We start from the raw sequence: 25,610 nt of genomic DNA on the forward strand, positions 1-25,610 counted from the left end.
CCCCTCGCCTTGCAACGAGGACAGAGAGAAATGCCAAGCCGGCTCAGCGATAGAATGGGGCATGGTGGGCCTGCAAGGATCGCCGACCGCCCAGCGATGCGTGAAGGGCCCGCGTGACAGCGCCACGCACCTGCACCGTGCGGCCGCCAAACCGGCGCTCGGCCAGATCGAGATCGGCCGAGCGGCATCGCGCCAGGCACTGCTGTAGCCGTGCGTCTGGAATGAGACAGGATCGCCGCAAGGTACAACCCGAAAAACCCGCTGTAGTTGTAGTTCGCATAACCGATTCTTCGTCAAGCGCGACATACTAATCAAGTGGACGGCTTGATTGCTGTGGGAGAGCAGGTGGGGCGAGATGCTGACGGTCTATAATTGTATCGTGCATGAGCACGATCTGAGACTGGTCGCACTGGCAGCGCTCATTTGCGGTATTTCTTCCTTCTCGGCGGTCAACCTGCTTCGCCATGTCGACCGCTCGAGCGAGCGCAACCGCTATACCTGGCTGATGATAGCAGCCACTTCCACCGGCTTCGGCATCTGGGCGACGCATTTCATCGCAATGCTTGCCTTTTCTCCCGGAATCCCCAACGCCTACAATACGGAAATGTCGGCGCTTTCGCTCGCCGGTTCCGTCGCCCTGACCGCCGCGGGCATGTGGATCGCCACCTTGCGCCGGGGCATCGACTACCCTCTGGTCGGCGGCGCGGTCCTCGGCGCTGGTATCGCCGCCATGCACTATATCGGCATGGCCGCCTTCGAGGTCGAAGGGCGCATCGTCTGGAACCCGCTGCTGGTCGGCGTCTCGGTGCTGACAGGCGTCACCCTCGCCGCGCTGGCGCTGCTGGTCGTGTTGCGACGGCCGTCCATGCAGGCCACAATCGCCGCCGCCATCCTGTTGACGCTGGCGATCTGCAGCCTGCACTTCATCGCCATGGGCGCGGTGTCGATCTTCCCGGACTCCTCCATCGAGATATCGCAGTTCACGGTCGAACCGGTGTCGCAGGCCTTCGCCGCCGCTGCAGTCAGCATGGCTATCCTGGTGCTTTCAGCCGCAGCATTGTGGATCGACCTTCGCTTCCGGCGTCACAAGCTCGAGGCAGAGCGCATGCACGGCCTCGCCAACGCCGCCGTCGAGGGCCTGATCGTCTGCGACGGCGCCCGCATCGTCAGCGCCAATGACAGCATCGCGGCACTCACCGGCATTGCGCCGGAAGTGCTGAACGCGATGCTGCTTGGCGATCTCTTCGGCGAACGCACCGCGGCCGGCATGTCCGACTGCAGCGGACAGGGACAGGAAGCGGAGCTCAGAGCCCATGACGGCGCCACCATCCCCGTCGAACTTATCGCCAGAAGCATCGACTATTGCGGCAAGCGGCACAGCGTGGTCGCCGTGCGCGACATCCGCGAACGCAGGAAGGCCGAGCAGGAGATCCTGCGCCTCGCCCATTTCGACCCGCTGACCGGGCTCCCCAACCGCCGCAGTTTCTCCGGCCGGCTCGAGGCCGAAATTGCCGCAATGGACCGCGGCGGCAAGGGTGGGCATCTTGCGCTGCTGCTGCTCGACCTCGACCGCTTCAAGGAAGTGAACGACCTGTTCGGGCACGGCGCCGGCGATGCCATGCTGCAGAAGGTGGCGCTGTGCGCCTCCGCCGTGCTCCGCCACGGACAGATGCTGGCGCGTCTTGGCGGCGACGAGTTCGCCATCATCGCCCCGAACCTTCCCGGCCCGCAGGCGGCCGGCCGCATCGCCGAGGCGGTGCTGGCGGCCATGCGCGAGGAAAACCGGCTGTCGGTCGGTGGCGGGCTGGTGTCGGCCAGCATCGGCATTGCACTTTATCCGCTCGACGCCGATGAGCCGACAATCCTGGTCAGCCACGCCGACACCGCGCTCTACCGAGCCAAGGCCGAGGGCAAGGACACCTACCGTTACTTCGAGGCCTCGATGGGCGCCGAGGCGCGAGACCGGCGCGTGATGGAGCACGAACTGCGCCAGGCCATGGCGCGCGATGAGTTTCGCCTCGTCTACCAGCCACAAAAGGAGATCAGCAGCGGGCGGATGGTCGGGTTCGAAGCGCTGATCCGCTGGCGCCATCCGCAGCGCGGCGACGTGTCGCCGGCGACCTTCATCCCGGTGGCCGAAGACAGCGGCGTCATCATCCAGATCGGCGAATGGGTGCTGGCGACGGCCTGCGCCGAGGCAGCGCGCTGGAAGAACCCTCTCACCGTCGCGGTCAATGTCTCGGCGGTGCAGCTCCACAATCCGAATTTCAGCCGCAAGGTGCATGAAGTCCTGCTCGGCTCCGGCCTGACGCCCGGCAGGCTCGAACTCGAGATCACCGAAACGGCGCTGGTCAAGGACATGCCGCGCGCGCTGGCGACCTTGCGCCAGGTGAAGGCGCTTGGCGTGCGTGTGGCGATGGACGATTTCGGAACCGGCTACTCCTCGCTGTCCAATCTCCGCGCCTTCCCCTTCGACAAGATCAAGATCGACGGCTCATTCATCAAATCAGTCGACAGCAACGGCCAGGTGGCAGCCATCGTGCGCGCCGTTCTGGGGCTTGGCCGCGGTCTCGGCCTGCCGGTTTTGGCCGAGGGCGTCGAGACGCTGGGCGAGCTGAAATTCCTCGACGCCGAGGCCTGCGAGATCGGCCAGGGCTACTATCTAGGCCGGCCGAGCCCGATCGAGGCGTTCAGCGAACTGACCGGCGTCGCGGCGCCGGCGGCACAAGAGGACGCCAGCGTCAAACAACGCGTCGGCAGCATTTTGATGCTGCCGCCGGCGGCGGCCCTGCGCTCATCCTAAGGGGCGAGTGCGGCCTAAGGGGCGAGTGCGGCCTCGACCAGGCGCTTGGCATCCGGTCCCGACCATTCGGCCGGTCCGTTCATATGCGCGACCAGGCAGCCTTCGCCGTCGATCAGCATGGTGACGGGGAGGCCTAGCGCCAAGCCACGCGTCTTGACGTCGTTGAACAGCGCCAGCGTCGAATCGCGGTAGTAGCCGAGCGACCCGATGCCGATATCGGCTAGGAACTTCTTCGGCTTCGCATCGTCGCCGGCATCGACATTGACCGCGACCACTTCGAAGGCATCGCTGCCCTTTTCCTTCTGCAGCGTATCGAGCGCCGGCATTTCGGCGCGGCAGGGCGCGCACCACGTCGCCCACAGGTTGAGCAGCACGGTCTTGCCGACATGATCGGCGATCGTCATCGGCTTGCCGTCTGGGCCGTTGAAGGCGAGGCTTTTCAGCGATTGCGGCGGATCGGCGGGCAGCAATGCCGCCACCTGGCCGGTGGCCGCGGCGGCAACCTTTTTGGCGCGGTCGCTCTTGGCGGCGCAGGCGACATCGTCCTTGCTGTTGCCCGCGCCGGCCGCAGGTGCGCTGCCGGTGGCTGCGTTGTTGCCAGACCCGCTCTCGCTGACATATACCGCGACCGCGCCGGCCAGCACGCCCGCCAGCAAAGCGGCGAGGATCAGGCGCGGGGCCGGGAAGTATCTGTTACCGTCTGCCATTTTCTAAGACTGCTCCGGAGCACGGGTTATAGCGATGAGCGACAAGAAGGCCAGCAACCAGATGTGGGGCGGACGTTTTGCCTCGGGTCCGGCCGCGATCATGGAAGCGATCAACGCGTCGATCTCGTTCGACCGCAAACTTTATGCGCAAGACATAAGAGGTTCGGTCGCCCACAGCGAGATGCTGGCTGAAACGGGCATTATTTCGGCGGCCGATCAAGAAAAGATCGCTCACGGGCTGAACACGATCCTGAAAGAGATCGAGGCCGGCACGTTCGAGTTCTCGACCCGGCTGGAAGACATTCACATGAACATCGAGGCCCGCCTCGCCGATCTGATCGGCCCGGCCGCCGGCCGCCTGCACACGGCGCGGTCACGCAACGACCAGGTGGCGGTGGATCTCCGGCTCTGGGTCAAGGACGAATGTTTCCGCGTTGCCGAGGCGCTGAAGGGGCTGATCTCAGCCTTGCTCGACCGCGCCGAGGAGCATGCGGCGACCGTGATGCCCGGCTTCACCCACATGCAGGCGGCGCAGCCGGTGACCTTCGGCCACCATTGCATGGCCTATGTCGAGATGTTTTCGCGCGACCTGTCGCGCGTCCGCGACGCCATCGAGCGGATGGATGAAAGCCCGCTCGGCGCGGCAGCGCTTGCCGGCACCAGTTTTCCGATAGATCGCCACAAGACCGCCAAGGCGCTCGGCTTCCGCGAGCCGATGCGCAATTCCCTGGACAGCGTCTCCGACCGCGATTTCGCGCTGGAGTTTTTGAGCCTGGCGGCGATCTGCGCCACGCATCTATCGCGGCTCGCCGAAGAAATCATCATCTGGTCGACGCCGCAATTCGGCTTCGTAAGGCTGTCGGACAGTTTCTCCACCGGCTCCTCAATCATGCCGCAGAAGAAGAACCCGGACGCCGCCGAACTGGTGCGCGGCAAGACCGGCCGCGTCACCGGCCATCTCGTCGGGCTGCTGACGGTGATGAAGGGCATGCCGCTGACCTACGGCAAGGACATGCAGGAAGACAAGGAATCGGTCTTCGACGCCGCCGAGACGCTCGATTTGATGCTGGCGGCGATGACCGGCATGGTGCGCGACATGACGGTCAATGCCGCCGCCATGAAGAAGGCCGCCGGCTCGGGCCACGCGACCGCGACCGACCTCGCCGACTGGCTGGTGCGCACGCTGGGCCTGCCCTTCCGTGAGGCACACCATGTCACCGGTCGCGCGGTGGCGGTGGCCGAAGAGAAGAAGGTGAGCCTTGAAAAGCTGTCGCTGGAAGATCTGCAGTCGATCAACCCCGGCATCACGGCAGACATCTTCTCGGTTCTGGCGGTGCAGAATTCGGTGAAGAGCCGCACCAGTTTCGGCGGCACGGCGCCGTCGGAGGTCAGGAAGCAGATCCGCAGCTGGAAAAAGCGCATCGCCAAGGCATGATGCCGGGGTGCAATGCGCCTAAAACTCGGTTAAAAGCGCAGCACATAAAGTTTCGGACGGATGGATCGATGACCGCAAGCAGGATTTTGGTGACGCTGACGCTGCTGACGGCGATGGCTGCCGTGACCGCTTGCGGCCGTAAGGCCGGTCTCGACACGCCCTATGAAGCGGCCGTCCAGGCCCGCAAGGACGCCGAGCGCGCCAAACAGCCGGTGCCGCCGGAGCCGGAAAAACCGGTCGTGGACAAGAAGTTCATCCTCGACCCGCTGATCTAGAGCCGATGAGACCGGCTTGGTCTTTCTGGCCAGGTCTCGTGCTAACCAGGTCTCGTGCTCCAACTTCCGGAAACACTCTCGTGAACCATTTCGATTACCGCGACGGCGTGCTCCATGCCGAGGACGTGGCGATACCAGACATCGCCGCAAGCGTCGGCACGCCGTTCTATTGTTATTCGACGGCAACCTTGACCAGACACTACCGGGTGTTCGCCGGGGCCTTTGCCGGGCTCGACACGCTGGTCTGTTACGCCTTGAAGGCGAATTCCAACCAGGCGGTGCTGCGGACGCTGGCAAAGCTCGGCGCCGGCGCCGATACCGTCTCGGAAGGCGAAATGCGCCGCGCGCTCGCCGCCGGAATCCCGGCCAACAAGATCGTGTTTTCCGGTGTCGGCAAGACCGCGCGCGAGATGGATTTCGCGCTCGAGGCCGGCATTCTCTGCTTCAATGTCGAATCCGAGCCGGAGCTGGAGTTGCTGTCGGCCCGCGCCACCGCGCTCGGCAAGGTGGCGCCGGTGTCGCTGCGCATCAACCCGGATGTCGACGCCAGGACGCACAGGAAGATCTCCACCGGCAAGGCCGAGAACAAGTTCGGCATTCCCTGGCAACGGGCGCGCCAGGTCTATGCCCGCGCGGCCGGGCTGCCGGGCACCAAGCCCATCGGCATCGATACCCATATCGGCAGCCAGATCACCGAGTTGCAGCCCTTTGACGATGCTTTCGCGCTTCTGGCGGAACTGGTCGGCGCGCTGCGCGCCGATGGCCACGCCGTCGAGCATGTCGATCTCGGCGGCGGCCTCGGCATCCCCTACCGCACCGACAACAGCCCGCCGCCTTTGCCCGATGCCTATGCCGAGATCGTCAGGAAGCATCTGACAAAGCTTGGAGTGAAGGTGATGTTCGAGCCGGGCCGGCTGATCGTCGGCAATGCCGGCATCCTGGTCTCGGAAGTGATCTTCGTGAAGGAAGGCGACGCCAAGAACTTCCTCGTCGTCGACGCCGCCATGAACGATCTGATCCGGCCGACGCTCTACGATGCCTTCCACGACATCAAGCCGGTGGTGCAGCCGCCGGCCGACACGCCGCGCATGGCGGTCGACGTCGTCGGCCCGGTCTGCGAGACCGGCGACTATCTCGGCCTCGACCGTGACCTGCACCGGCTCAAGTCTGGCGACCTCATTGCCGTCACCACCGCCGGCGCCTATGGCGCGGTGCAATCCGGCACCTACAACACCCGCCTACTTGTGCCTGAGGTTCTGGTCGACGGCGACCGTTTCCACGTCGTGCGCCGGCGCCAGACCTATGACGAGTTGATCGGCCTGGATTCGGTGCCCGACTGGCTTGCATAGGAGCCGCAGCGCCGGCTGCGCTACAGCCGGTTTTGGATGAGCATCCTTGTGTCGGCGATCCTGTCCTCGTCGCGGCGGTAAAACGTCCATTGCTTGATGCGCTTGGGCCGCAGCAGGCCGGCCTGGGTAAGCACGCGCATATGTTCGGAGAGCGTCGCCTGCGTAATGCCGAGCTTCTCCGCGATCAGCAGCGCGCAAACGCCATCCTCGACCAGATCGCCGTCTGCCTGGGCCGGGAAATGCGCCTGCGGATCCTTCAGCCAGTCGAGGATCTGCAGCCTGCGTTCATTGGCGATCGCCTTGAAGACATCAACCTCTTGCATTTAGCCATTTTGCCAAGTTACTAATTGCTGTCAATCCCAAGGAGATGGTCATGACGAACGGCAACACCGTCACGCGCGAACGCATTGCCGCGATGGAACCGCGCATCCGCCGCTATATCAGGCACACGCCGGTGCTGCGCGTCGACATGGCCGATTTCGACCGGCCGCCGCTGGCGGTCGACCTCAAGCTCGAATGCCTGCAGCATTCCGGTTCGTTCAAAGCGCGCGGCGCCTTCACCAATCTGCTCGAACGGCCGGTGCCTGCGGCCGGCGTGGTTGCGGCTTCGGGCGGCAATCATGGCGCCGCGGTCGCCTATGCCGCCATGCGGCTTGGCCACAAGGCGACGATCTTCGTTCCCGAAGTCAGCCCACCGGCCAAGCTGCAGCGCATCCGCGGCTACGGCGCCGAACTGATGGTCGGCGGCGCCCGCTATGCCGAGGCGCTGGCCGCCAGCGAGGCTTTTGCCGAAAAGACCGGCGCGCTGCAGATCCATGCCTTCAACCAGGAGGAAACATTGGTCGGCCAGGGCACGCTCGGCCTCGAAATCGAAACCGATCTGCCAGACATCGACACGCTGCTGATCGCTGTCGGCGGCGGCGGCCTGATCGGCGGCATCGCCGCCTGGTTTGCCGGCCGCATCAGGATCATCGCCATCGAGCCCGAAGGCGCGCCGACGCTGCATCGCGCCTTCGAGGCCGGCCACCCCGTCGATGCGCCGGCCGAAGGCGTCGCCGCCGATTCGCTGGCGCCCAAACGCGTCGGCGAGATGATGTTCCCGATCGCCGAGGCCTTCGTCGAACGCTCCATCCTGGTCACCGACGACGCCATCATTGCCGCGCAGAAGGCGCTGTGGGAGCGGGTGCGTATCATCGCCGAGCCGGGTGGCGCCGCAGCCTTTGCGGCTCTCTTGTCCGGCCGCTACACCCCGGCGCCGGGCGAACGGATCGCGGTCCTGGTCTGCGGCTCGAACACCGATCCCACGAAATTCTAAAGCCTTGCTTTGGCTGAAGTGCAGACGCAAACCCGCCAAAGCTTTTCAAGTTTTCCGGAACCGCCTCGCCTTTGCCGTGTTTGCTGGTAAACTTCTGCTTGTTGAGTCCGGGCTATCCCGCCCGGGCAGGAAGGGCCGATGACGGAACGCCCCATTTCCAGTGGCGATCGCAGCCTGGCCGGGCGGCTTGCCCTGAGCCGGCTGGCGACACGGATCTCGATCACGGTCGAGCGCGGCTGGCCGCTGCTTCTGCCGCTGCTCATCGTCGCCAGCCTGTTTCTCAGCCTCTCCTGGCTCGGCCTTTTCCCCCGGCTGCCTGACATTGCGCGCATTATCCTGGTCACTGCGTTCGGTATTGCCACGCTGGCGGCGCTCTATCCGCTGCGTTTCTTCAAGCTTCCATCCGCCGCTGAAATCGACCGCCGTATCGAGGCCGCCAACCAGTTGCAGCACAGCCCAGTGCTGGTGCAGACCGACCGTCCCAGCGGCAAGGAAAGCATCTTTTCCCAGGCGTTGTGGCGCGAACACCAAAAGCGCATGGCCGACAAGCTCGGCAGCCTTGGCGCCGACCTGCCGCGTACCCGCGTGCCGGAGCGCGATCCGTGGGCATTGCGTGCCGTGGCGGCGCTGCTGTTGGTCACCGCTTTTGCTTTCTCCTTCGGACCGTCCGGCGGCAGGCTGTCCGATGGTTTCAGTGCCTATGCGGCGCGCGACATCGTACCGCCGCGCGTCGATGCCTGGGTGACCCCGCCGGCCTATACCGGCAAGCCGCCCATCTTCTTGACCGCGCCAGTCATCGATGGCAACGCCAAGCAGGCGGTTGCCACCTTCACCGTGCCGCAAGGCAGCGACGTCTCGCTGCGCGTGACCGGCGGCTCCGGCGAGGAAACGCTAAGCTTTGCCGACAAGGGCGGCAATGCTCGCGCCATCGACCCGTCGGGACCACAGGTGGCGGCCGTCAAGGCAGCGGCGGTCAACCCCGCGACCCCCAAGCTGCGCCAGTTCACCGGCAAGCTGACCGCCGACGGCACGCTGACGCTGAAGTCGGGCGAAGCCGATCTCGGTCGCTGGGCCTTCGCGGTGATCCCCGACAAGCCGCCGACGATCCGCTTCGTCGGCGAGCCCAAGCGCGCCGTCAACGGCGCCTTCGAGCTCAACTACCAAATCGACGACGACTATGGCGCGGCCACCGCCAAGGCGGTTTTCGCGCTGGCCGATCCGGCGGCGCCCGATGCGCATCCGCTCTACGGTCCGCCTGAATTGCCGCTGGCGTTGCCGCGCCGCGGCGGCAAGGCGAATGCCGCCAAGACCACCAAGGACCTCACCGAGCACGTCTGGGCCGGCGCCAGCATAAAACTGTCGCTCGTCGCCACCGACGATGCCGGACATACCGCGACCAGCGAAACCAAGACTATTGTGATGCCGGAGCGACCCTTCGCCAACCCGCTGGCGCGTGCGGTGATCGAGCAGCGCCGCCTGATGGCGCTCGACGCCAACGCCAAGCCGCGCGTGCTCGACCTGATGGACGCCATCACGCTGCGGCCCGAAGACACGTTCGACAACATGTCGCATTACCTCGCCATCATGAGCGCCCGCAGCCGGCTGAAGATGTCGGACAGCGACGACCAGTTGCGCAACGAGGTTGCCTATCTCTGGGAAATCGCGCTGGGCATCGAGGAAGGCAATCTCTCGGCCGCCGAAAAGCGGCTGCGCCAGGCCCAGCAGGCGCTGCAGGACGCCATCAAGCGCGGCGCCAGCGACGAAGAGATCGAAAAGGCGATGAAGGAACTGCGCGAGGCGATGAACGAATTCCTGCAGGAATTCGCCGAGCGCGCCAAGCAGAACCCGAATGCGCCGCAGATGCAGCAGAACGGCCGCGAGCTGCGCCAGAGCGACATCGACCGCATGATGGACCAGATCGAGAACCTGGCGAAATCAGGCGACCGCGACAAGGCGCAGGAGCTGCTGTCGCAGCTGGAAAACATGATGAACAACCTGCAGGCAGGCCGTCAGCAGCAGGGCGGCGAGCAGGACAGCGAGATGCGCCAGCAGATGGACAAGCTGGGCGAGATCATGCGTCGCCAGCAGGAGATGATGAACGACACGTATCGTATGGATCGGACGCAGCGCGGCAACGGTCAGATGGATGGCGATGAGCAGCCCGGCCAGCAAGGCAATGGCGATGACCCCGACAAGCCCGGTGTCAGCAAGGACCGCGATCCGCTCGCCCGCCCGAATGGGATGACGCCGCAGGAATTCGCCGATGCGATGAAGCAGCTGCAGGAAGGCCAGGGCCAGTTGCAACGCGAGCTCGACCAGTTGAAGAAGGGCCTGGAAGGCATGGGCATGCAGCCCAATGAGGGATTTGGCGACGCCGGCAAATCCATGGGCAATGCCGAAAAGTCGCTTGGCGAAGGCGAAGGCGACCAGGCCGTCGGCCATCAGGGTCGTGCGCTGGAAGCGCTGCGCAAGGGCGCCAAGGAGATGATGAAGCAGCTGCAGGCGATGCAGGGCGACCAGGGCGGCAGCCAGGAAGGCGGCCGCCAACAGGACGCCGGCCGCGATCCGCTGGGCCGACCGCGCGCCAGCCGCGGACCCGATTTCGGCGATTCGGTGAAGGTGCCCGACGAGATCGACGTGCAGCGCGCCCGCCAGATTCTCGAGGCGATTCGCAAGCGGCTCGGCAACGCGCTCAGCCCCGACATCGAGCGCAGCTACCTCGAGCGGCTGCTGGAGCTGAAGTAGCCTCCAAGGCAACATCCGTCGAACTGAATGGTATCAGCGCCATGCCGAAACTCGGTGCCGTCACGCCCATCCTGCGCATCTTCGACATCGCCAAGGCACGCGAATTCTATGTCGACTTTCTCGGCTTCAAGGTCGAGTTCGAGCACCGCTTCGACGACAATGCGCCGCTCTACATGGGTGTAATCCGCGACGGCTGTGTCCTGCATCTGAGCGAACATCATGGCGACGGCGCGCCGGGTATAGCCATGCGCATCAAGGTCGAGGACATCGCGGCATTGCACCGCGAACTGATCGGCAAGAGATACCGCTACGCCCGGCCGGGCCTCGAAACCACGTCGTGGCAGACCCGTGAAGTGTCGGTCGGCGACCCCTTCGGCAATCGCCTGCATTTCTACGAGGATGCAACAGACTAAGCCGGCCGGTTGACGAACGCCTCGCGGATCGCCTCCTGCATGCCGTCGATAGCTTCGCCTGAGGCATTTGGGCTGCGGTGCATCACCACATTCGAGGAATCGATATGGCCGAACCCGTCAGCGGCGGTGAGTTCACGACAGCCATCCGGAATATTGCTGTGCGAGATCGGCGCGATCGCCAGGCCAGAGGTGACGGCGAGCTTCAGGCCGCCGGTGGTGTCGCTGGTATAGGCGACACGGTAGGCCAGCCCACGCTGCTCAAGCGATTTGATGGCAAAGTCCTTGCACCAGCCGGCCCGGTTGTAGAGCGCGATCGGCACCGGCCGCTCCTCATGCATGTGATGCAGGCTCGATGTCACCCACACGGTCGGATCGTGCATCAGCACCTCGCCGCCGGAAGGATCCTGCCATTCGAACACCACGGCGAGGTCGAGTTCACCGGCCGCCAACGCTGCCAGCTGGGCGCCCGAATGTGCATAGCGCACGGTGACCTCGACCTTGGTGTGACGCTTCGAGAAGGCGCCGAGCGCGCGCGACAGGATGGCGTGACCATATTCCTCGGGAATGCCGATGCGCACAGGCCCGCCAAGCGGTGCCGCCGCCATCGATGCCGCCGTCTCGTCGAGCAGAGAGACGATGCGGCGGGCATTGACGATCAGCTCGCCGCCACGGCGCGTCAGCGCCACGCCGCGCGAGCCGCGTTCGAACAGGCTGTCGCCGACCAGCTCCTCGAGCTTCTTCATCTGCATCGACACCGCCGACTGGGTGCGCCCGGCCTGCTCCGCCGCCCGGGTGAAATTGCCCGCTTCGGCAATGGCGACGAAGGTGCGCAGGAGATCGCTGTCGAGGGGTGGCCGCATCGAATCCGTCATAAGCAAATTTGATCGCTGGTATCATTCCAATTCGTTTGCAACATGTCAAACGCCGCAGCATAGTCCGCTCGCCCATTGGATATGCCGCCGCGAAATCGGCTGCGGACCAATCAAAGAGTCCTCACTCATACCCGCTGCCCGAAACGGTAGCGGGTTCTTTTTACCCCATGGCCGGGCGGCTGCGGGCAGTTAAGGCAAGGGCCGGCAGAACAACATGCGCAACCGGATCGTTCTCGGCATCATCAGCCTGTGCCTTGGCGTGCTGGTGTTCTCGCTCCAGGACCCGCTGGTCAAGGCGGTGTCGGCCGGCTATCCCGTGACCGAGGTGATGTGGATCCGCTCGATCGTCGCTTTGCCGATCCTGATCTTTCTCGTTCGCGCCGACGTCGGCCTGCGGGCCATCGCCTCGAAGCGGTTCGGCCTGCTGACGATACGCGCCTTCATCCAGTTCTCCTCCTATACGGTTTACTATCTGGCGATCGCTGCCTTGCCGCTCGCCGACGCGGTGGCGCTCTATTTCATGGCGCCCCTGTTCATCATGGCGATAGCCGGGCCCTATCTCGGCGAGCGGGTATCCTGGCAGGCTCTCGCCACCGTGCTGATCGGCATGCTGGGCGTGGTCGTGATGCTGCGCCCGGGCGCCGGCCTGTTCGACTGGGCGGCGCTGCTTTCGTTGGGCTCGGCTTTGCTCTACGGCTTTTCACAGCTGATGGCGCGCAAGATCGGCGACACCGAATCCTCCACCGTCATGGCCTTCTACCAGAACGGCGCCTATCTGGTCGGCGCCGCTGCGGTTGCCGGCACATTCTGGCTTGCCGGCATAACCCATGCTGTCCACCCCAGCCTCGAATTCCTGGTGCGGCCGTGGGTCTGGCCGACGACCCCGGATTTCCTCAAGATGGCGGCCTGCGGCTTCGTCGCTTCGGCCGGCATGATTCTGCTGTCGCAGGCCTACAGGCTGGCGCCCGCCAACCGCGTCGCCACCTTCGAATACACCGGGATTATCTGGTCGCCGCTGTGGGGCTTCCTGTTCTTCGACGAGGTGCCGCGCTCGACCACCGCCATCGGTGCGGCGCTGATCATCGGCGCCGGTCTGCTGGCGCTCAACACCGAACGGCGCCGGAGCGCTGCGCCTGTCCTCGCCGCGTCTCAGGATGCCGCCTGAAGCGTGTCAGGCGAAGCAGGCGAGCGCCTGGTCGACCCGCGAGCGGATTTCGGCCAGCGTGAAAGGCTTTTGCACGACGTCGATAATGATGCCGTTCAATTCCTCGGCGCGCTCGCGCTGGTCGGCATAGCCGGTCATCAGCAGGATCTTCATGTCAGGGAAAAGCCTGGCTGCGGCGATCGCCATCTCGATGCCATCCATTTCCGGCATGCGGATATCGGAGACGACGAGGTCGTAACCGCCGCCTGCAGCACTGACCATCGCCAGCCCCTGCGCGCCGTCGGCGGCGATATCGATCGAGTGCCCGGCGCGTTCGAGCGCGCGGGCGGCGAGGGTGCGGACGGACTCATCGTCCTCGACGATCAGAAGCTTTGCCATGGGCCGGAATTTGGCGGGCAAAAGTTGACTTTTTCTGAAAATTTGAAGCGTCGGGGGCCTTTTCTCAGGCATCGCCTTTGACGACACCGACAAACGGCAGTTCGCGAAAAGCGTGAGCGACGTCCATGCCGTAGCCGACGACGAAGTAATCGGGACAGTCGAAGCCGACATAGTCGGCGTTCAGCTCGGTCTGGCGGCGCATGCGCTTGTCCAACAGCACCGCGATGGCGCAGCTTTTGGCGCCGCGCGACAGCATCAGGTTGCGGGTGAAGGAGAGCGTCTTGCCCGACTCCAGGATATCGTCGATCAGCAGCACGTCGCGGCCGGCGACCTCATTGTCGATGTCGCGCAGCACCCTCACCTCGCCGCTGGTGGTGCCGGCGCCATAGCTGGAAATGAAGATGAACTCGACCTCGGGCGACAGCCCGACATCGTGCATGGCGCGGATCAAATCGGCGGCGAAGATGAACGAGCCCTTCAGCACCGAAATCACCAGCAGGTCGTGATAGTCGTGCTCGGCGATCTCCTTGGCGAGTTCGAGATTGCGCCGCGCGATCGCGGACGCCGAAAACAGGACCTCGATGTCCTTGCCGCGCACAACTGGCATCAACAACCTTTCCAGAGAACCGACTAGCCGGCGAAGGTGACCGCCACGGCCTTGACGCCGTTTCTAGGCACATCGAGGCGGCTGGAAAAGCCGAATCTTTCGCCGGGCGCCAGAGAACGGTTGGATGTCCCCAGAGTATAACGGGTGATGCGGCTGTCATTGCCGGTGACACGTATCTCCAGCGGCGGCAATTGTCCCGCCTTCAAACCGTCATTGACGGCCTCGCCATCCACGAACAGCACCGGGGCGGGTCCTGAGGCGTCGACACGCGACGTGACGCCGGCAATGCTGAGTACGGCGCCCTCCGGCTGTTCGACTGACCAGAACGGCGTCTGGCGCACCAGCGCATGGCCACCCGAGACCCAGAAGGCGGCAAGCGCCGCACCGATGCCGGCAATCCAGAAGATCGGCCCGCCACGCGATGCCGGCCCCCCGGCTGACGCATCTGATTTGCGCAGCATCTCCATGCCTTCCATCGACGGCGTCGCGACGTCGCGCGCCGGCGTCGGCATGGCTTCTATCAGTGGGATCAGCTGCGGCAGCACCTCATAATCCGCATCGACGATGTCGGTCGCCACAGGACGCGATTCCGGTGCGACACTTGTCCCGGTCATGATTTCGCCGGAAACCGGGCGCGCGGTTCGTTGCTCAGCCATCATGGCCCCGCTGTTGCCTCTTCGTTTCTTTTGCGTAAATGGAAATGGTTAACGCTTCCCCACCGGAACCCTTGTGACGCATTCAAAAACAGCGAAAATTAACCGACGGTTAACCATGGCGGCCGATGGTCGTTGGACAGAAAGGGTTGGCACGCCGCCGCCACACACCTCAGGTCGTCGCACGTGATCCGCTTCGAAAATGTCGGCCTTCGCTATGGCATGGGTCCGGAAATCCTCCGCGACATCTCCCTGCACATTCCGGAGAGCTCCTTCCAGTTCCTGAGCGGGCCCTCGGGCGCCGGCAAGACGACGCTGCTGCGCCTTCTGTTCATGTCGCTGAAGCCGACACGCGGGCTGATCACCATCTTCGGCAAGGACCGCTCGCGCATCTCGCGCGCTGAACTGCCGCATCTCAGGCGCCGCATCGGCGTGGTGTTCCAGGATTTCCGCCTGCTCGACCACATGACCACCTATGAGAATGTCGCTCTGCCGCTGCGCGTGCGCGGCCGCGAGGAAGCGAGCTACCGCACCGACGTCACCGAACTTTTGAAATGGGTCGGCCTGGGCGAGCGCATGCATGTGCTGCCGCCGGTCCTTTCGGGCGGCGAAAAGCAGCGCGCGGCAATCGCTCGGGCCTTGATCGAACAGCCCGAAATCCTGCTTGCCGACGAGCCGACCGGCAATGTCGACCCGCCGCTGGCGCGCCGGTTGCTCAGGCTGTTCATTGAGCTCAACCGGCTCGGCACCGCGGTGGTGATCGCCACTCACGATCTCGGCCTGATGGAGCAGGTCGACGCGCGCCGCATGATCCTGGCCGGCGGAAGGCTGGATATTTATGACTGAGCTATCGGCCGAACAGCTGCATGAAGACGCCGCCGAGCCCGCAACGACGACGCAGCGCGTCCAGCGCCGCATGGCGCCGATCGTGCCGGCGCAGAATATTGCCGGCCGCGCCTTGGTGCTGGTCATCGCCATCATGACCTTCCTGTCCTGCCTGACTTTCGGCGCCGTCACGCTGGTGCGCGACACTGCCTCGGTCTGGGAAAACCAGATCTCGCGCGAGGCGACGATTCAGATCAAGCTGGTCGACGGCCTCGACATGGAGGCAGCCCTTGCCCAGGCCTCGCAGATCGTCGGCGAATTCCCCGGCGTGAAGGAAACCCGGATCATCGATCGCGACGCCACCGCGCGCCTTTTGGAGCCATGGCTGGGCTCGGGCCTGAATATCGACGAATTGCCGGTGCCGCGCCTGATCATCGTCACCATCGACGAGACCAGCCCGCCCGACTTCAGCGCCATCCGTGCGGCGCTCACGCCCAAGCTGCCGAGTGCTTCGCTCGACGATCACCGTACATGGGTCGACCGGCTGGTCGCCATGGCCCGCACCACGGTCACCATCGGCATCGCCGTGCTGGTCCTGATGCTGTCGGCGACGGTGCTGACCGTAGTGTTTGCGACGCGCGGCGCCATGGCGGGTAACGGCCATATCATCGAAGTGCTGCATTTCGTCGGCGCCGAGGCGCGCTTCATCGCGCGCGAATTCCGCTGGCATTTCCTGGTCACCGGGATGAAGGGCGCGGCCGCCGGCGGCGCAGCCGCGATCCTGGTTTTCATCGTCTTTTCCTGGTGGTCGTCGCGCAACATGGCAACGCCGCAGGCCGACCAGGCCACCGCTTTGTTCGGCAATTTCGCCATCGGATCGGCAGGCTATCTCGGCGTCGGCCTGATGGTGCTGGTGATCGGCGGACTGACGGCGGCGACCTCGCACGCCACCGTCGTCGCGTATCTCAGCGACATCGATGTCCGCCAGCCGGATGCGGGGTGACCCGTGAGGGCAGAAGCGAAAACAGTTCGGGGGCAAGGACAGGAATGGAAGGGACGATCACGGATCGAAAACCGACGTAACGCAATGTGCGCTTTTTTCCTTACCAAAAAGGCATTTCAGGATTAACCATAGGATGATGAACGCGCGGGAGTCGACCGGAACGGCTGGACAGATGCCAGTGGTGCGTTTGCGTGTGCGTACCGGGCTGGGCCGTTTGCGCACCGCCCTGCGTCTCGCCTCCCTCTGTCTACTGCTGCTGGTGGCCCTGTTTGCCGGTGGCTTCGGCTGGTTCGCCAGCAAGGTCAGCCACATGACGACCCCGACCAACCCGGCCAAGGCCGATGCGATCATCGTCTTGACCGGCGGTCAGGCCCGCCTCGACGCAGCACTCGATCTGCTTGCCTCCGGCAAGGGCGAGCGGCTGCTGATCTCAGGCGTGCATCCCTCTGCCAGCCGCCGCCAATTGCAGGCTGCTACCGGCGGCGACAAGGCGCTGTTTTCCTGCTGTGTCGACATCGACCGCGCCGCGCTCGACACGATCGGCAATGCCGAGGAAAGCGCTAAATGGGTGGAGAGCCACGCCTATGGCAGCGTCATCCTCGTCACCAACAATTACCACATGCCGCGCAGCCTGCTCGAGATGGGCCGCCTGCTGCATGGCGCCAGGCTTGAACCCTATCCGGTGGTCAACACCAATCTGGACAATGGCGACTGGCTGACCAAGCCGGAAGCGCTACGCGTGCTTCTGACCGAATACAGCAAATACCTGCTGGCGCTTGCGCGCGGCGTCGTCCCGGTCCGCCAGACCGCCGACAGCGTCGCACTGGCCGAGGTTTCGACCGCCAAGGACTAAAGCAATTCCAGGAAAAGTGTGTAGCGGTTTTCCCGGGAAAAGCACGTACGCTTTCCCTTGGGAATTGCGTCCAGACAGACGACTCTGACGGCGCTCGATTACCCCTTGGCCGTGCCGTCTTCCGCGCCACGCAGCCGCGTAATCTCCTGTTCGAGGCTTTCAATCCGCTTGTCGCGTTCGGCGAGTGCGGCCGCGACATCGGCGGCCTCGAATCGCTGCGGAATGTGTTGCGGGCAATTGGCATCCCAGGCCGAGACGGTGAACAAGATGACCTGCTCGGGGCGCGCCTTGTAGTCCTGCGGCATCAGCCTTGCCAGAAGATCGGCATCGTCCTCGACGACGCGCGCCGTGCCCCAGATCTTGACGCGCTGGCGATGCGCATAGTCGATCAGGAACAGGAATGCCTGGTTGTTGTCGGCGAGATTCCCTTGCGTGATGAACTGCCTGTTCCCGGAGAAATCGGCGAAGCCGATGGTCTTTTCGTCCAGCACCTTGAGGAAGCCGGCTGGCCCGCCGCGATGCTGGATATAGGGCTGACCCTCGCCATTTGCGGTCGACAGGAAGACGCTGGTCTGCGCCGCGATGAAGTCGGCGAGGTCGGGCGTGATATGGGCGCGCCATCCGCCGCGCTCCTCGGCGCTGGCATAGCCCTTGCGCGAACCTTTGCGGGTCTGGATCGCCTTGACGGTCGGCGTGAAGGCGACATCGCTGGTGAAAGTATGAGCATTCATGGAAGCCTCCGCGAGGCCGAAACACGGCCATTGTACGCGAAGAGGTAGATCCTTCCATGTTTTGGATGTAGATGGCATAGTTGCAAGCTATCCTTCCAATTTCCGGAAGAAAGTATGGATCGTCTCGAAGCCATGTCGCTGTTCGTCGCCGCGGTGGAAGCGGGCAGCCTTTCCGCTGCCGGCCGCCATTTCGGCATTCCACTGGCAACGGTCAGCCGCAAGGTTTCCGACCTCGAAAAGCACCTTCAGGCGCGCCTGCTGAACCGTTCGACCCGGCAGCTCACGCTGACCGATGCCGGCCAGGTCTATCTCGCCGCCTGCCGCCGCATCCTCGGCGAGGTCGGCGAAGCCGAACGCACCGCTGCCGGCGAATACAGCACGCCGACCGGCGACCTGTTCATCACCGCGCCGGTCGTCTTTGGTCGCCTGCACGTGCTGCCTGTCGTCACCGAATTCCTGGCGGCTTATCCTCAAGTCAACATTCGCCTGACGCTGGCTGACCGGATAACCCAACTGGCGGAGGAACATCTCGACCTTGCCATCCGCATCGGCGAGCTTGCGCCTTCGAGCCTCATTGCCATCCGCGTCGGCGCGATCCGTCGCGTCGTGTGCGCCAGCCCCGCCTATGTCGCCGCGCATGGCATGCCGCGGACGCCGGACGATCTGGCCGCGCATGAATGCATCAGTTTCGAAGGGCCTGCAGCGCTCGCCAGCTGGAGCTTTGCCGGCGACAAGGGCGAACTGATCGTGCCGATCCGCTCACGGCTGCGCGTCAACACGGCGGAAGCTGCAATCGATGCCGCGATTGCAGGCGCCGGGATGACGCGGGTGCTCTCCTACCAGATCGCGGACGCAGTACGTTCCGGCGTACTCGTCCCGGTCTTGCGACCCTTCGAGCCGCAGCCGTGGCCGGTGAGCCTCGTCCATGCCGGCCAAGGCCTGCTGGCGGTGAAACTCAGGGCGTTCCTCGATTTCGCCGCTCCGCGGCTGAAGCAGCGGCTATTGCAGGCGACGTGGTGAGTTGAGACTGGCTTGAGTCAGTGGCGAGCCGGCCTATGTCAGGCCATTGCGGCGTTTCCTTTTTGCCCGCGCTTGGTGTAACCAACGCACACCTCCTCAACGGGCCCTTCCCCGCATGCTCTATATCCGCTCGCTGGCGTTCAACTTCGTCTTCTATGTCAATCTGATCGTCCAGATGGTCCTCTGGACCCCTTACTACTTCCTCTCGCCACGCCATCGCGCCTGGTTCGTGCCGAAATTCTGGTCGCGCACCAGCCTGTGGCTCTACGACAAGATCGCCGGCACCAGGAGCGACATCACCGGCGTCGAGAACCTGCCGGAGGGCTCTTTCATCCTGGCGCCGAAACACCAGTCGTTTTGGGACGCGATCGCTTTCTTTCCCTTCCTCCACGATCCGCTTTATATCCTGAAGCGCGAGCTGACCTGGATCCCCTTCTTCGGCTGGTACATCCTGAAGATGCGGATGATCCCGGTTCACCGCGGCAGCCGCTCCAAGGCGTTGAAGCAGGTCGTTGCATCGACAAAGCAGGAGATGGGGCGCAATCCGCGCCAGCTGATTATCTACCCCGAAGGCACGCGCCGAGCGCCAGGCGACGAGCCGGCTTACAAATACGGCATTGTCGAGCTCTATACGCAGCTTGGCGTCCCGGTGGTACCGGTCGCCCATGTCGCCGGCCTCTATTGGCCTCGCCGCAAATTCTTGCGCTTTCCCGGCACCATCAAGGCCCGCTTCCTGCCGCCGATTCCGCCCGGGCTCGGCAAGGACGAATTCATGGACCGGCTGATCGGCGATACGGAAGCCGCCTGCGACCAGCTGCTGATCGAGGCATCGCAGGCTCCTAACCCGCCGCAAATGCCGCCGACGGCGGTCAAGCGGCTGGCCGAACTCGCCGCGGCCGCCAAAGCAATTCCAGGAAAAGTGTGAGCGGTTTTTTCCGTCCTGAATCGCGCCAAAACAAAAAAGACCAAAGCTTGATCTCTTCTGCGGGCCGGCTCAAGGCCACGCCGCCAGCGCCGTTGTCAGCACCAGCGTCGCCGCGAAGGCCAGATTGATGATCCGCGACGCCAGCGGCTGGCGCAGGGTGCGGGCGAAGGCCGCGCCGGCCAGCAGCCACAGCACATGGATGGCTACGATCATCAGGGTGAGAACCGCCAGCCTGGCCGGGATGCCGAGAGCATCGGCGCCGGCTGCGGTCGCGGAGCCAGCAAGGACCGCAGCAATCGCCACATAGGCTTTCGGGTTGGCAACGGCGAGCAGGAAGCCGCCGAGGAAGGTCGGCAGAACCGCGCTGCTGTCACGCGCGGCCAGCGGCGGCGCTGTCGCTATTCTGTAGGCGAGGTAGAGAATATAGGCGGCGGAAGCGACCGCCAGCACTGGCGCTACGCCCGGCATCGAGGTGAGGATAGCCTTGATGCCGGTGGCCACCACCAGCAGCACCGCGACAGTGCCTAAAATGATCCCCGATGTGTAGTGAAGCGAATTGCGCAGGCCGAAGGCGGCCCCTATCGCCGTGACGCTGATCGTCGCCGGGCCAGGACTGCCCATTACGACGGTTGCCGCCAGCACCAGCGCCAGCAATTGCTGCCAGGGCTGCGCCTGCGAAAGAATGTCTGCGGCCATGCTGCCTCTTCTCCCAATAATGGAGAACAGTGTGGCAAGGCGGACAGCCGTCGTCTTGGACGATCGTGCCGAACCTGCGCGGCTAGGCGCTGGCCTTGTCCAGCGCCACGAGATCCTCCGCGCTGAGCTTCAGCGATGCGGCGCGCACCAGGCTGTCGACCTGGTCCAGCGTCGTGGCGCTGGCGATCGGCGCGGTGATGCCGGGCTGCGCCATCACCCAGGCGAGTGCTACTTCCGCCTGCTTGGCCGAATGGCGCGCCGCCACAGTGTCGAGTGCGGCCAGAATGCGCATGCCGCGCGCATTGAGATAAGCCTTCACGCCGCCGCCGCGTTCACTTTTGCCGAGATCGGCCTCGCTACGGTATTTGCCGCTCAAAAACCCCTTGGCGAGGCTGAAATAGGTGATGACGCCGATATCCTCGGCCACGCACAGATCATGCAGCGGCCCGTCGAAGGATGAGCGGTCGTAGAGATTGTATTCCGGCTGCAGCACGCTGTAGCGCGGCAGCCCGCGCAGGCTGGCAACATCGAGCGCGGCGCGCAGCTGGCCGGCGTCAAGATTCGAGGCGCCGATATGGCGGACCTTGCCGGCAGCGAGCAGCTTCTGGTAGGCGCCGAGCGTCTCTTCGTACGGCGTGGTCGGGTCCGGCCAGTGCGACAAATAGAGGTCGATCACATCGGTCTGCAGCCGCTCAAGCGACGCCTCGACCGCCCTTTCGATATGGGCAGCGGACAGATCCTTCTTGCCTTGTCCCATATCCGAGCCGACTTTGGTGATGACGATGATCTTGTCACGGTTGCCGCGGCTTTTCATCCATTTGCCGATGATGGCCTCGGACTCGCCGCCCGCGTGGCCCGGCACCCAGCGCGAATAGGCATCGGCCGTATCGATAGCGTTGAGGCCGGCGTCGCCGAACCGGTCGAGCAGGTCGAAGGAGGTCTTCTCGTCCGCGGTCCAGCCGAAGACATTGCCGCCCAGGACCAGCGGCGCGATGGAAAGGTCGGTTTGGCCGAGACGGCGTTTTTGCAAGACGGGGCTCCGTGGACTGGCGGCGGGCGACCCGAATGCTTCGGGCCGCAGCTAAGCTAGGTCTCGCCGCGCCGAGGTCAAAGGCCTCAGCCAATTTTTCCAGCGGGCCAGCGCTTCACAAAGGCGCGAGCGCTTCGCCTGCAGGCTCGCCGTGGTCTACCGGCTCACGAGGCGATCCGCTTCGCCACCTCTTCCAGCCAGTGGGCGCTGATACCCAGCGCCGCGAGATGCTGCAGCGTGTTGAGCACATAGTCCTCGTTGTTTCCGGACTGGCCGACGGCGCCACGGATAACACCTGCCGCATGCGCGGCATCGAGCCCGCCGGCATACTGCTCATGCTGGCGGTCGACGATATAGGCGACCGCTTTCACTCTCTCTCCCGCGGCCGCCCCATTCCCGTCGAGGCTGATATCGAGCACACGCTCGAGGTAGACGCTGGTCACCAATTCGCGCTCGCGCAGATAGGTCAGCACCTCATCGCGCAGCTCGCCGGGCACGCGAAAGGCCAGCCCGATGCAGGAGCCGCCACGGTCGAGGCCTAGCACCAGGCCCGGCCGCTGGCGCGTGCCGCGATGCACGAAGGAATAGACGCAGAGCGACCGGCGGTAGCCGTAAAGCCGCGCGCGGCGGGTCTCCACATGCGCAAATCCCGGCCGCCAGATCAGCGAGCCATAGCCAAAAACCCAAAAATCGCCCATATCGCCAAGCCTGATTGCACGAGAGTGACGCCGCCGCATCGGAATCGGTGCTCTTCTGTCTTTTTGCTTGTTGGGTAACCACAGTCCACCCGCAACACGCCCGCGTTAATGAAAGCCGCAGCATGACGTCAAGTGACGAGCGTCCGTCGAAGTTTCGCCACCGGCTGATGTGGCTCGCTGCCTTGGTCGTTATGCTGTTCGGCGCCTACAGCGCGGTCTGGTTCTATGTCGCCGGTCGCGTCAGCAGCGAAGCCGACAAGGCGGTGGCCTCGCTCAAGGACAAAGGCATCGAGGCCGGCTGCGCCAACCTCACCGTCAGCGGCTACCCCCTGCGTTTTGCCATCTCCTGTGACAATCTGGCTTACGAGGACGACGCCAGGAACGTTGCCGCCTCGGCAGGCAGCTTCAACTTCGTTGCAGAACTCATCCGGCCTTTGTCGCCTGCCGCCGAGTTGCGTGGGCCACTGCGGACCTCGGTGCCCGGGATGGCGCCGCTATGGATCGATTGGGACAATCTGCAGGCCAATGCCAAGCTCTCCTGGCCCTTGCCACGCAGCATTTCGCTGCAGGCCGAGAGCTTGTCCGGCCAGACCGATCCGGCCGACGACACCGACCCGGTTTCACTGTTCAGCGCCGGAACGGCGGCGGGCGAGTTGCGACCCGACGGCCAGGACATCGGCTACGTCGGCAGCTTCACCGATCTCGAGATCGACGCCGACGCGATCGGCGGGCGCGTGCTGCCGCCGCTCGACGGCAGCGGCGAGGCGACGGTTAAGAACGGGGTCGCGCTGATGAAGACGCAGGCCAGGAGCCTGCGCGGCCAGGCGGTCGGCATCCACAAGCTCGATCTGTCGTCGGGAACCGCGCGCATCACCGTCTCCGGCCCGGTGTCGGTCGACGCCAACGGCCAGGTCAATGCCGACCTGACGATCAAGCTGCAGGATCCCAAAGCCGTGGCGGCAATCCTCGCCACCGCAATCCCCGAGCAGAAGAGCCAGATCGAGCAAGGCTTTGCCGGTCTGGCGCTGCTCGGCAACGAACCGTCGATGCCGCTCAAGGTGGTGAAGGGCAAGGTCTCGCTCGGCTTCATTCCGCTGGGCAAGATCAAGCCGCTCGATTAGAGCAATTCCAGGAAAAGTGTGAGCGGTTTTCCGTCCGGAATTGCGTTAAAACAAAGAGATAGAGCATGATCGCAAAGAGCGGGAATGGCTTTTGGGGAGAGATCATGTTCGAGCAAGCCGACGCATGAACCGACCGGTGAAACTGCTGAGCGTTGGCGCGCTGACGCTGGATACCATCCTGCGCGTCGAAACCCTGCCCACGCATCAGGGCAAGTTCATCGCCTCGGACGGCATCCAGATCGCCTCGGGCATGGCGACAAGTGCTGCCTGCGCCGCCCGCCGTCTCGGCGCCGAGGTGTTCCTGTGGGCAAGTGCAGGTGACGATGCCGTCGGCGACCAATTGCTGGCCGGCATCGAGGCCGAGGGCGTCGATTGCGGCTTTGTCCGCCGCGTCGAAGGCGCCCGCTCGGCGCTGGCCGCGATCCTGGTCGACGCTCATGGCGAGCGCATCATCGTGCCCTTCTACGACCCAAAGGCGCAGGCCGACCCCGAGGCGGTGCCTGTCGCCGATCTTTCCGGCTTCGATGCCGTGCTGGTCGATGTGCGCTGGCCGGGCGCCGCCGCTCTTGCCTTGACCGCCGCGCGCAGCGCCGGCCGTCCCGCCATCCTCGACGCCGACACGGCGCCGGTTGAGGTGCTGGAGCACCTGCTGCCGCTGGCATCGCACATCGTCGCTTCGGAGTCGGCGGCACGCATCGTCTGCGGCCATGCGCTGGACCCCGAAACCGCCTGTGCCGACCTCGCCAGCCGCACCGATGCCTTCGTGGCGGTGACCGGCGGCGCCGCGGGAAGCTGGTGGCATGACCGGTCCGCCGGATGCGTGCGCCACATCGCGGCGCCGAAGATCAAGGCGGTCGACACGCTTGCCGCCGGCGACGTCTTCCACGGCGCCTTTGCTGTCGCGTTGGCGGAAACCATGCCGATCGAGCAGGCGTTGCGCTTTGCCAGCGCGGCGGCCGCGCTCAAATGCCAGCGCTTCGGCGGCCGGCTGGGGGCGCCAAACAGGGACGAGGAATGGCCATGGTCGCGGCGACATGGCCCGCTTGAGGAGACTTAGCTCTTCGCCGGATGTTCCACCGCCTGGCGGCCAAAATCCGGCACGTCGATGTCCTGGCCGGCCTCGATGATCGAACGGCGAACGGCCCGGGTGCGGGTGAACAGGTCGAACAGCTTGTCGCCGTCGCCCCAGCGGATCGCCCGCTGCAGCGAGGCGAGGTCCTCTGAAAAGCGCGCCAGCATTTCCAGGATGGCATCCTTGTTGTGCAGGCACACGTCGCGCCACATGGTCGGGTCGGAGGCGGCCAGACGGGTGAAGTCGCGGAAACCGGAAGCCGAATATTTGATCACTTCCGACTTGGTCACCGATTCCAGATCGTCGGCGGTGCCGACGATGTTGTAGGCGATGATATGCGGAAGATGCGAAACGATGGCCAGCGTCATATCATGATGCTGCGGGTCCATCGTGTCGATGTTGGAGCCGCAGCGCCGCCAGAACTCCGAAAGCTTTTCCAGCGCCGCCGGATCGGTGCCGGGCAGCGGCGTGAAGATGCACCAACGGTTTTCGAACAGCTCGGCGAAACCCGCATCCGGGCCCGATTTCTCCGTACCCGCCAGTGGATGTCCCGGAATGAAGTGCACGCCGTCCGGCACATAGGGCTGCATTTGCGCAATGACGGAGGCCTTGGTCGAACCGACATCGGTGAGGATGGCGCCTTTTTTCAGCGCCGCTGCGATCTCTTGCGCCACCTCGCCCGACGACCCCACTGGCACCGAGACGATGATCAGGTCGGCGTCGCGGACCGCTTCCCTGGCGTCGGTGGTGTAGCTCTCGCCAAGACCGAGCTCCTTCGCCCGCGCCAGCGTGGCCGGGCTGCGCGTCGCGATGGCGACATGGCGGGCCAGGCCCTCGCGGCGGATGATGCGGGCCAGCGACGAGCCGATCAGGCCGATGCCGACCAGCGCGATCTTTTCAAACATCGGTGCTGTCATTG

Annotated in this window: 25 protein-coding genes and 1 pseudogene; 15 read left to right on the top strand and 11 right to left on the bottom strand. The window is 64.6% G+C overall.

Annotated elements, in window-relative coordinates; genetic code table 11:
- Nucleotides 1-355: 355 nt before the first annotated feature.
- A complete protein-coding gene (locus tag NKI32_RS25280; protein WP_353004125.1) occupies nt 356-2,803 on the top strand; it encodes a bifunctional diguanylate cyclase/phosphodiesterase in 2,448 nt (815 codons plus the stop codon).
- 14 nt (nt 2,804-2,817) lie between these two features.
- Here NKI32_RS25280 and tlpA read toward each other — a convergent pair whose 3' ends face one another.
- Nucleotides 2,818-3,510 carry a thiol:disulfide interchange protein TlpA gene (gene tlpA, locus NKI32_RS25285; protein WP_353004128.1) on the bottom strand — a complete coding sequence of 231 codons (693 nt, stop codon included), beginning with the start codon at nt 3,508-3,510 and terminating at the stop codon, nt 2,818-2,820.
- Nucleotides 3,511-3,544: 34 nt separating this feature from the next.
- Between tlpA and argH the strand changes: the two genes are divergently transcribed.
- From argH to lysA, 3 genes are all read left to right on the top strand, one after another.
- A complete protein-coding gene (gene argH / locus NKI32_RS25290) occupies nt 3,545-4,945 on the top strand; it encodes an argininosuccinate lyase (protein ID WP_353004130.1) in 1,401 nt (466 codons plus the stop codon).
- A gap of 68 nt (nt 4,946-5,013) precedes the next feature.
- The gene (locus tag NKI32_RS25295; protein ID WP_023673325.1) at nt 5,014-5,220 is read left to right on the top strand and encodes a hypothetical protein; all 207 of its coding nucleotides are present in this window, start codon (nt 5,014-5,016) and stop codon (nt 5,218-5,220) included.
- Between the two features lie 80 nt (nt 5,221-5,300).
- Entirely contained in the window at nt 5,301-6,569 is a 1,269-nt protein-coding gene (gene lysA, locus NKI32_RS25300) for a diaminopimelate decarboxylase (RefSeq protein WP_353004133.1), read from the top strand.
- Between the two features lie 20 nt (nt 6,570-6,589).
- Here lysA and NKI32_RS25305 read toward each other — a convergent pair whose 3' ends face one another.
- Entirely contained in the window at nt 6,590-6,892 is a 303-nt protein-coding gene (locus NKI32_RS25305; protein ID WP_023694025.1) for an ArsR/SmtB family transcription factor, read from the bottom strand.
- Nucleotides 6,893-6,942: 50 nt separating this feature from the next.
- On the opposite strand from NKI32_RS25305, the gene NKI32_RS25310 reads away from it, so the two are divergent.
- The 3 genes from NKI32_RS25310 to NKI32_RS25320 all read left to right on the top strand — a co-directional run bounded on the left by NKI32_RS25310 (nt 6,943) and on the right by NKI32_RS25320 (nt 11,042).
- Nucleotides 6,943-7,884 carry a threonine/serine dehydratase gene (locus NKI32_RS25310; RefSeq protein WP_353004135.1) on the top strand — a complete coding sequence of 314 codons (942 nt, stop codon included), beginning with the start codon at nt 6,943-6,945 and terminating at the stop codon, nt 7,882-7,884.
- 138 nt (nt 7,885-8,022) lie between these two features.
- A complete protein-coding gene (locus NKI32_RS25315) occupies nt 8,023-10,629 on the top strand; it encodes a TIGR02302 family protein (protein ID WP_353004137.1) in 2,607 nt (868 codons plus the stop codon).
- A gap of 41 nt (nt 10,630-10,670) precedes the next feature.
- Nucleotides 10,671-11,042 carry a glyoxalase superfamily protein gene (locus NKI32_RS25320; protein WP_023685340.1) on the top strand — a complete coding sequence of 124 codons (372 nt, stop codon included), beginning with the start codon at nt 10,671-10,673 and terminating at the stop codon, nt 11,040-11,042.
- On the opposite strand, the gene NKI32_RS25325 is transcribed toward NKI32_RS25320, so the two are convergent.
- Complete coding sequence (locus NKI32_RS25325) at nt 11,039-11,902, bottom strand: LysR family transcriptional regulator (RefSeq protein ID WP_023698713.1); 864 nt, start codon at nt 11,900-11,902, stop codon at nt 11,039-11,041. The two genes, NKI32_RS25320 and NKI32_RS25325, sit on opposite strands and share 4 nt — an antisense overlap.
- Nucleotides 11,903-12,128: 226 nt before the next feature.
- Here NKI32_RS25325 and NKI32_RS25330 point away from each other — a divergent pair, with 226 nt between their 5' ends.
- Nucleotides 12,129-13,079, top strand: a complete 951-nt coding sequence (locus NKI32_RS25330; RefSeq protein ID WP_023694029.1) for a DMT family transporter — start codon at nt 12,129-12,131, stop codon at nt 13,077-13,079.
- A 6-nt stretch (nt 13,080-13,085) separates the two neighbouring features.
- Here the strand turns inward: NKI32_RS25330 and NKI32_RS25335 are convergent, their stop codons facing one another.
- The 3 genes from NKI32_RS25335 to NKI32_RS25345 all read right to left on the bottom strand — a co-directional run bounded on the left by NKI32_RS25335 (nt 13,086) and on the right by NKI32_RS25345 (nt 14,723).
- A complete protein-coding gene (locus NKI32_RS25335; protein WP_023673316.1) occupies nt 13,086-13,457 on the bottom strand; it encodes a response regulator in 372 nt (123 codons plus the stop codon).
- Between the two features lie 64 nt (nt 13,458-13,521).
- Entirely contained in the window at nt 13,522-14,064 is a 543-nt protein-coding gene (hpt, locus tag NKI32_RS25340; RefSeq protein ID WP_023673315.1) for a hypoxanthine phosphoribosyltransferase, read from the bottom strand.
- A gap of 23 nt (nt 14,065-14,087) precedes the next feature.
- Complete coding sequence (locus NKI32_RS25345; RefSeq protein WP_023711720.1) at nt 14,088-14,723, bottom strand: hypothetical protein; 636 nt, start codon at nt 14,721-14,723, stop codon at nt 14,088-14,090.
- Nucleotides 14,724-14,903: 180 nt separating this feature from the next.
- Here NKI32_RS25345 and ftsE point away from each other — a divergent pair, with 180 nt between their 5' ends.
- The 3 genes from ftsE (at nt 14,904) to NKI32_RS25360 (ending at nt 17,398) form a co-directional block, all read left to right on the top strand.
- Nucleotides 14,904-15,563, top strand: coding sequence for a cell division ATP-binding protein FtsE (ftsE, locus tag NKI32_RS25350; RefSeq protein WP_023685344.1), 660 nt, complete (start codon nt 14,904-14,906; stop codon nt 15,561-15,563).
- Complete coding sequence (locus tag NKI32_RS25355) at nt 15,556-16,545, top strand: cell division protein FtsX (RefSeq protein WP_353004140.1); 990 nt, start codon at nt 15,556-15,558, stop codon at nt 16,543-16,545. The genes ftsE and NKI32_RS25355 overlap by 8 nt, the downstream gene beginning before the upstream one ends.
- Nucleotides 16,546-16,678: 133 nt before the next feature.
- Nucleotides 16,679-17,398 carry a YdcF family protein gene (locus NKI32_RS25360; protein ID WP_023673311.1) on the top strand — a complete coding sequence of 240 codons (720 nt, stop codon included), beginning with the start codon at nt 16,679-16,681 and terminating at the stop codon, nt 17,396-17,398.
- 98 nt (nt 17,399-17,496) lie between these two features.
- On the opposite strand, the gene NKI32_RS25365 is transcribed toward NKI32_RS25360, so the two are convergent.
- Nucleotides 17,497-18,129 (bottom strand): pyridoxamine 5'-phosphate oxidase family protein, encoded by a 633-nt coding sequence (locus NKI32_RS25365; RefSeq protein ID WP_023826252.1) that lies wholly within the window; start codon nt 18,127-18,129, stop codon nt 17,497-17,499.
- Between the two features lie 114 nt (nt 18,130-18,243).
- Here NKI32_RS25365 and NKI32_RS25370 point away from each other — a divergent pair, with 114 nt between their 5' ends.
- On the top strand, nt 18,244-19,149 hold the full coding sequence (locus NKI32_RS25370; RefSeq protein WP_023826251.1) for a LysR family transcriptional regulator: 906 nt from the start codon (nt 18,244-18,246) through the stop codon (nt 19,147-19,149).
- 115 nt (nt 19,150-19,264) lie between these two features.
- A complete protein-coding gene (locus NKI32_RS25375) occupies nt 19,265-20,074 on the top strand; it encodes a lysophospholipid acyltransferase family protein (RefSeq protein WP_023673308.1) in 810 nt (269 codons plus the stop codon).
- 69 nt (nt 20,075-20,143) lie between these two features.
- Here the strand turns inward: NKI32_RS25375 and NKI32_RS25380 are convergent, their stop codons facing one another.
- The 3 genes from NKI32_RS25380 to NKI32_RS25390 form a co-directional block, all read right to left on the bottom strand.
- Nucleotides 20,144-20,770, bottom strand: coding sequence for a LysE family translocator (locus tag NKI32_RS25380; protein WP_023698717.1), 627 nt, complete (start codon nt 20,768-20,770; stop codon nt 20,144-20,146).
- 82 nt (nt 20,771-20,852) lie between these two features.
- Complete coding sequence (locus NKI32_RS25385; RefSeq protein ID WP_023711717.1) at nt 20,853-21,800, bottom strand: aldo/keto reductase; 948 nt, start codon at nt 21,798-21,800, stop codon at nt 20,853-20,855.
- 164 nt (nt 21,801-21,964) lie between these two features.
- Complete coding sequence (locus tag NKI32_RS25390) at nt 21,965-22,498, bottom strand: gamma-glutamylcyclotransferase (protein ID WP_353004143.1); 534 nt, start codon at nt 22,496-22,498, stop codon at nt 21,965-21,967.
- A 122-nt stretch (nt 22,499-22,620) separates the two neighbouring features.
- On the opposite strand from NKI32_RS25390, the gene NKI32_RS25395 reads away from it, so the two are divergent.
- Nucleotides 22,621-23,619, top strand: a complete 999-nt coding sequence (locus NKI32_RS25395; protein ID WP_353004145.1) for a DUF2125 domain-containing protein — start codon at nt 22,621-22,623, stop codon at nt 23,617-23,619.
- 124 nt (nt 23,620-23,743) lie between these two features.
- A pseudogene (locus NKI32_RS25400) lies at nt 23,744-24,666 on the top strand (sugar kinase).
- Between the two features lie 6 nt (nt 24,667-24,672).
- Here the strand turns inward: NKI32_RS25400 and NKI32_RS25405 are convergent.
- Entirely contained in the window at nt 24,673-25,608 is a 936-nt protein-coding gene (locus tag NKI32_RS25405) for a prephenate/arogenate dehydrogenase family protein (RefSeq protein WP_023686715.1), read from the bottom strand.
- Nucleotides 25,609-25,610: the final 2 nt, after the last annotated feature.

It is taken from the genome of Mesorhizobium sp. M0761, from assembly GCF_040320205.1.
Lineage (GTDB): Bacteria > Pseudomonadota > Alphaproteobacteria > Rhizobiales > Rhizobiaceae > Mesorhizobium.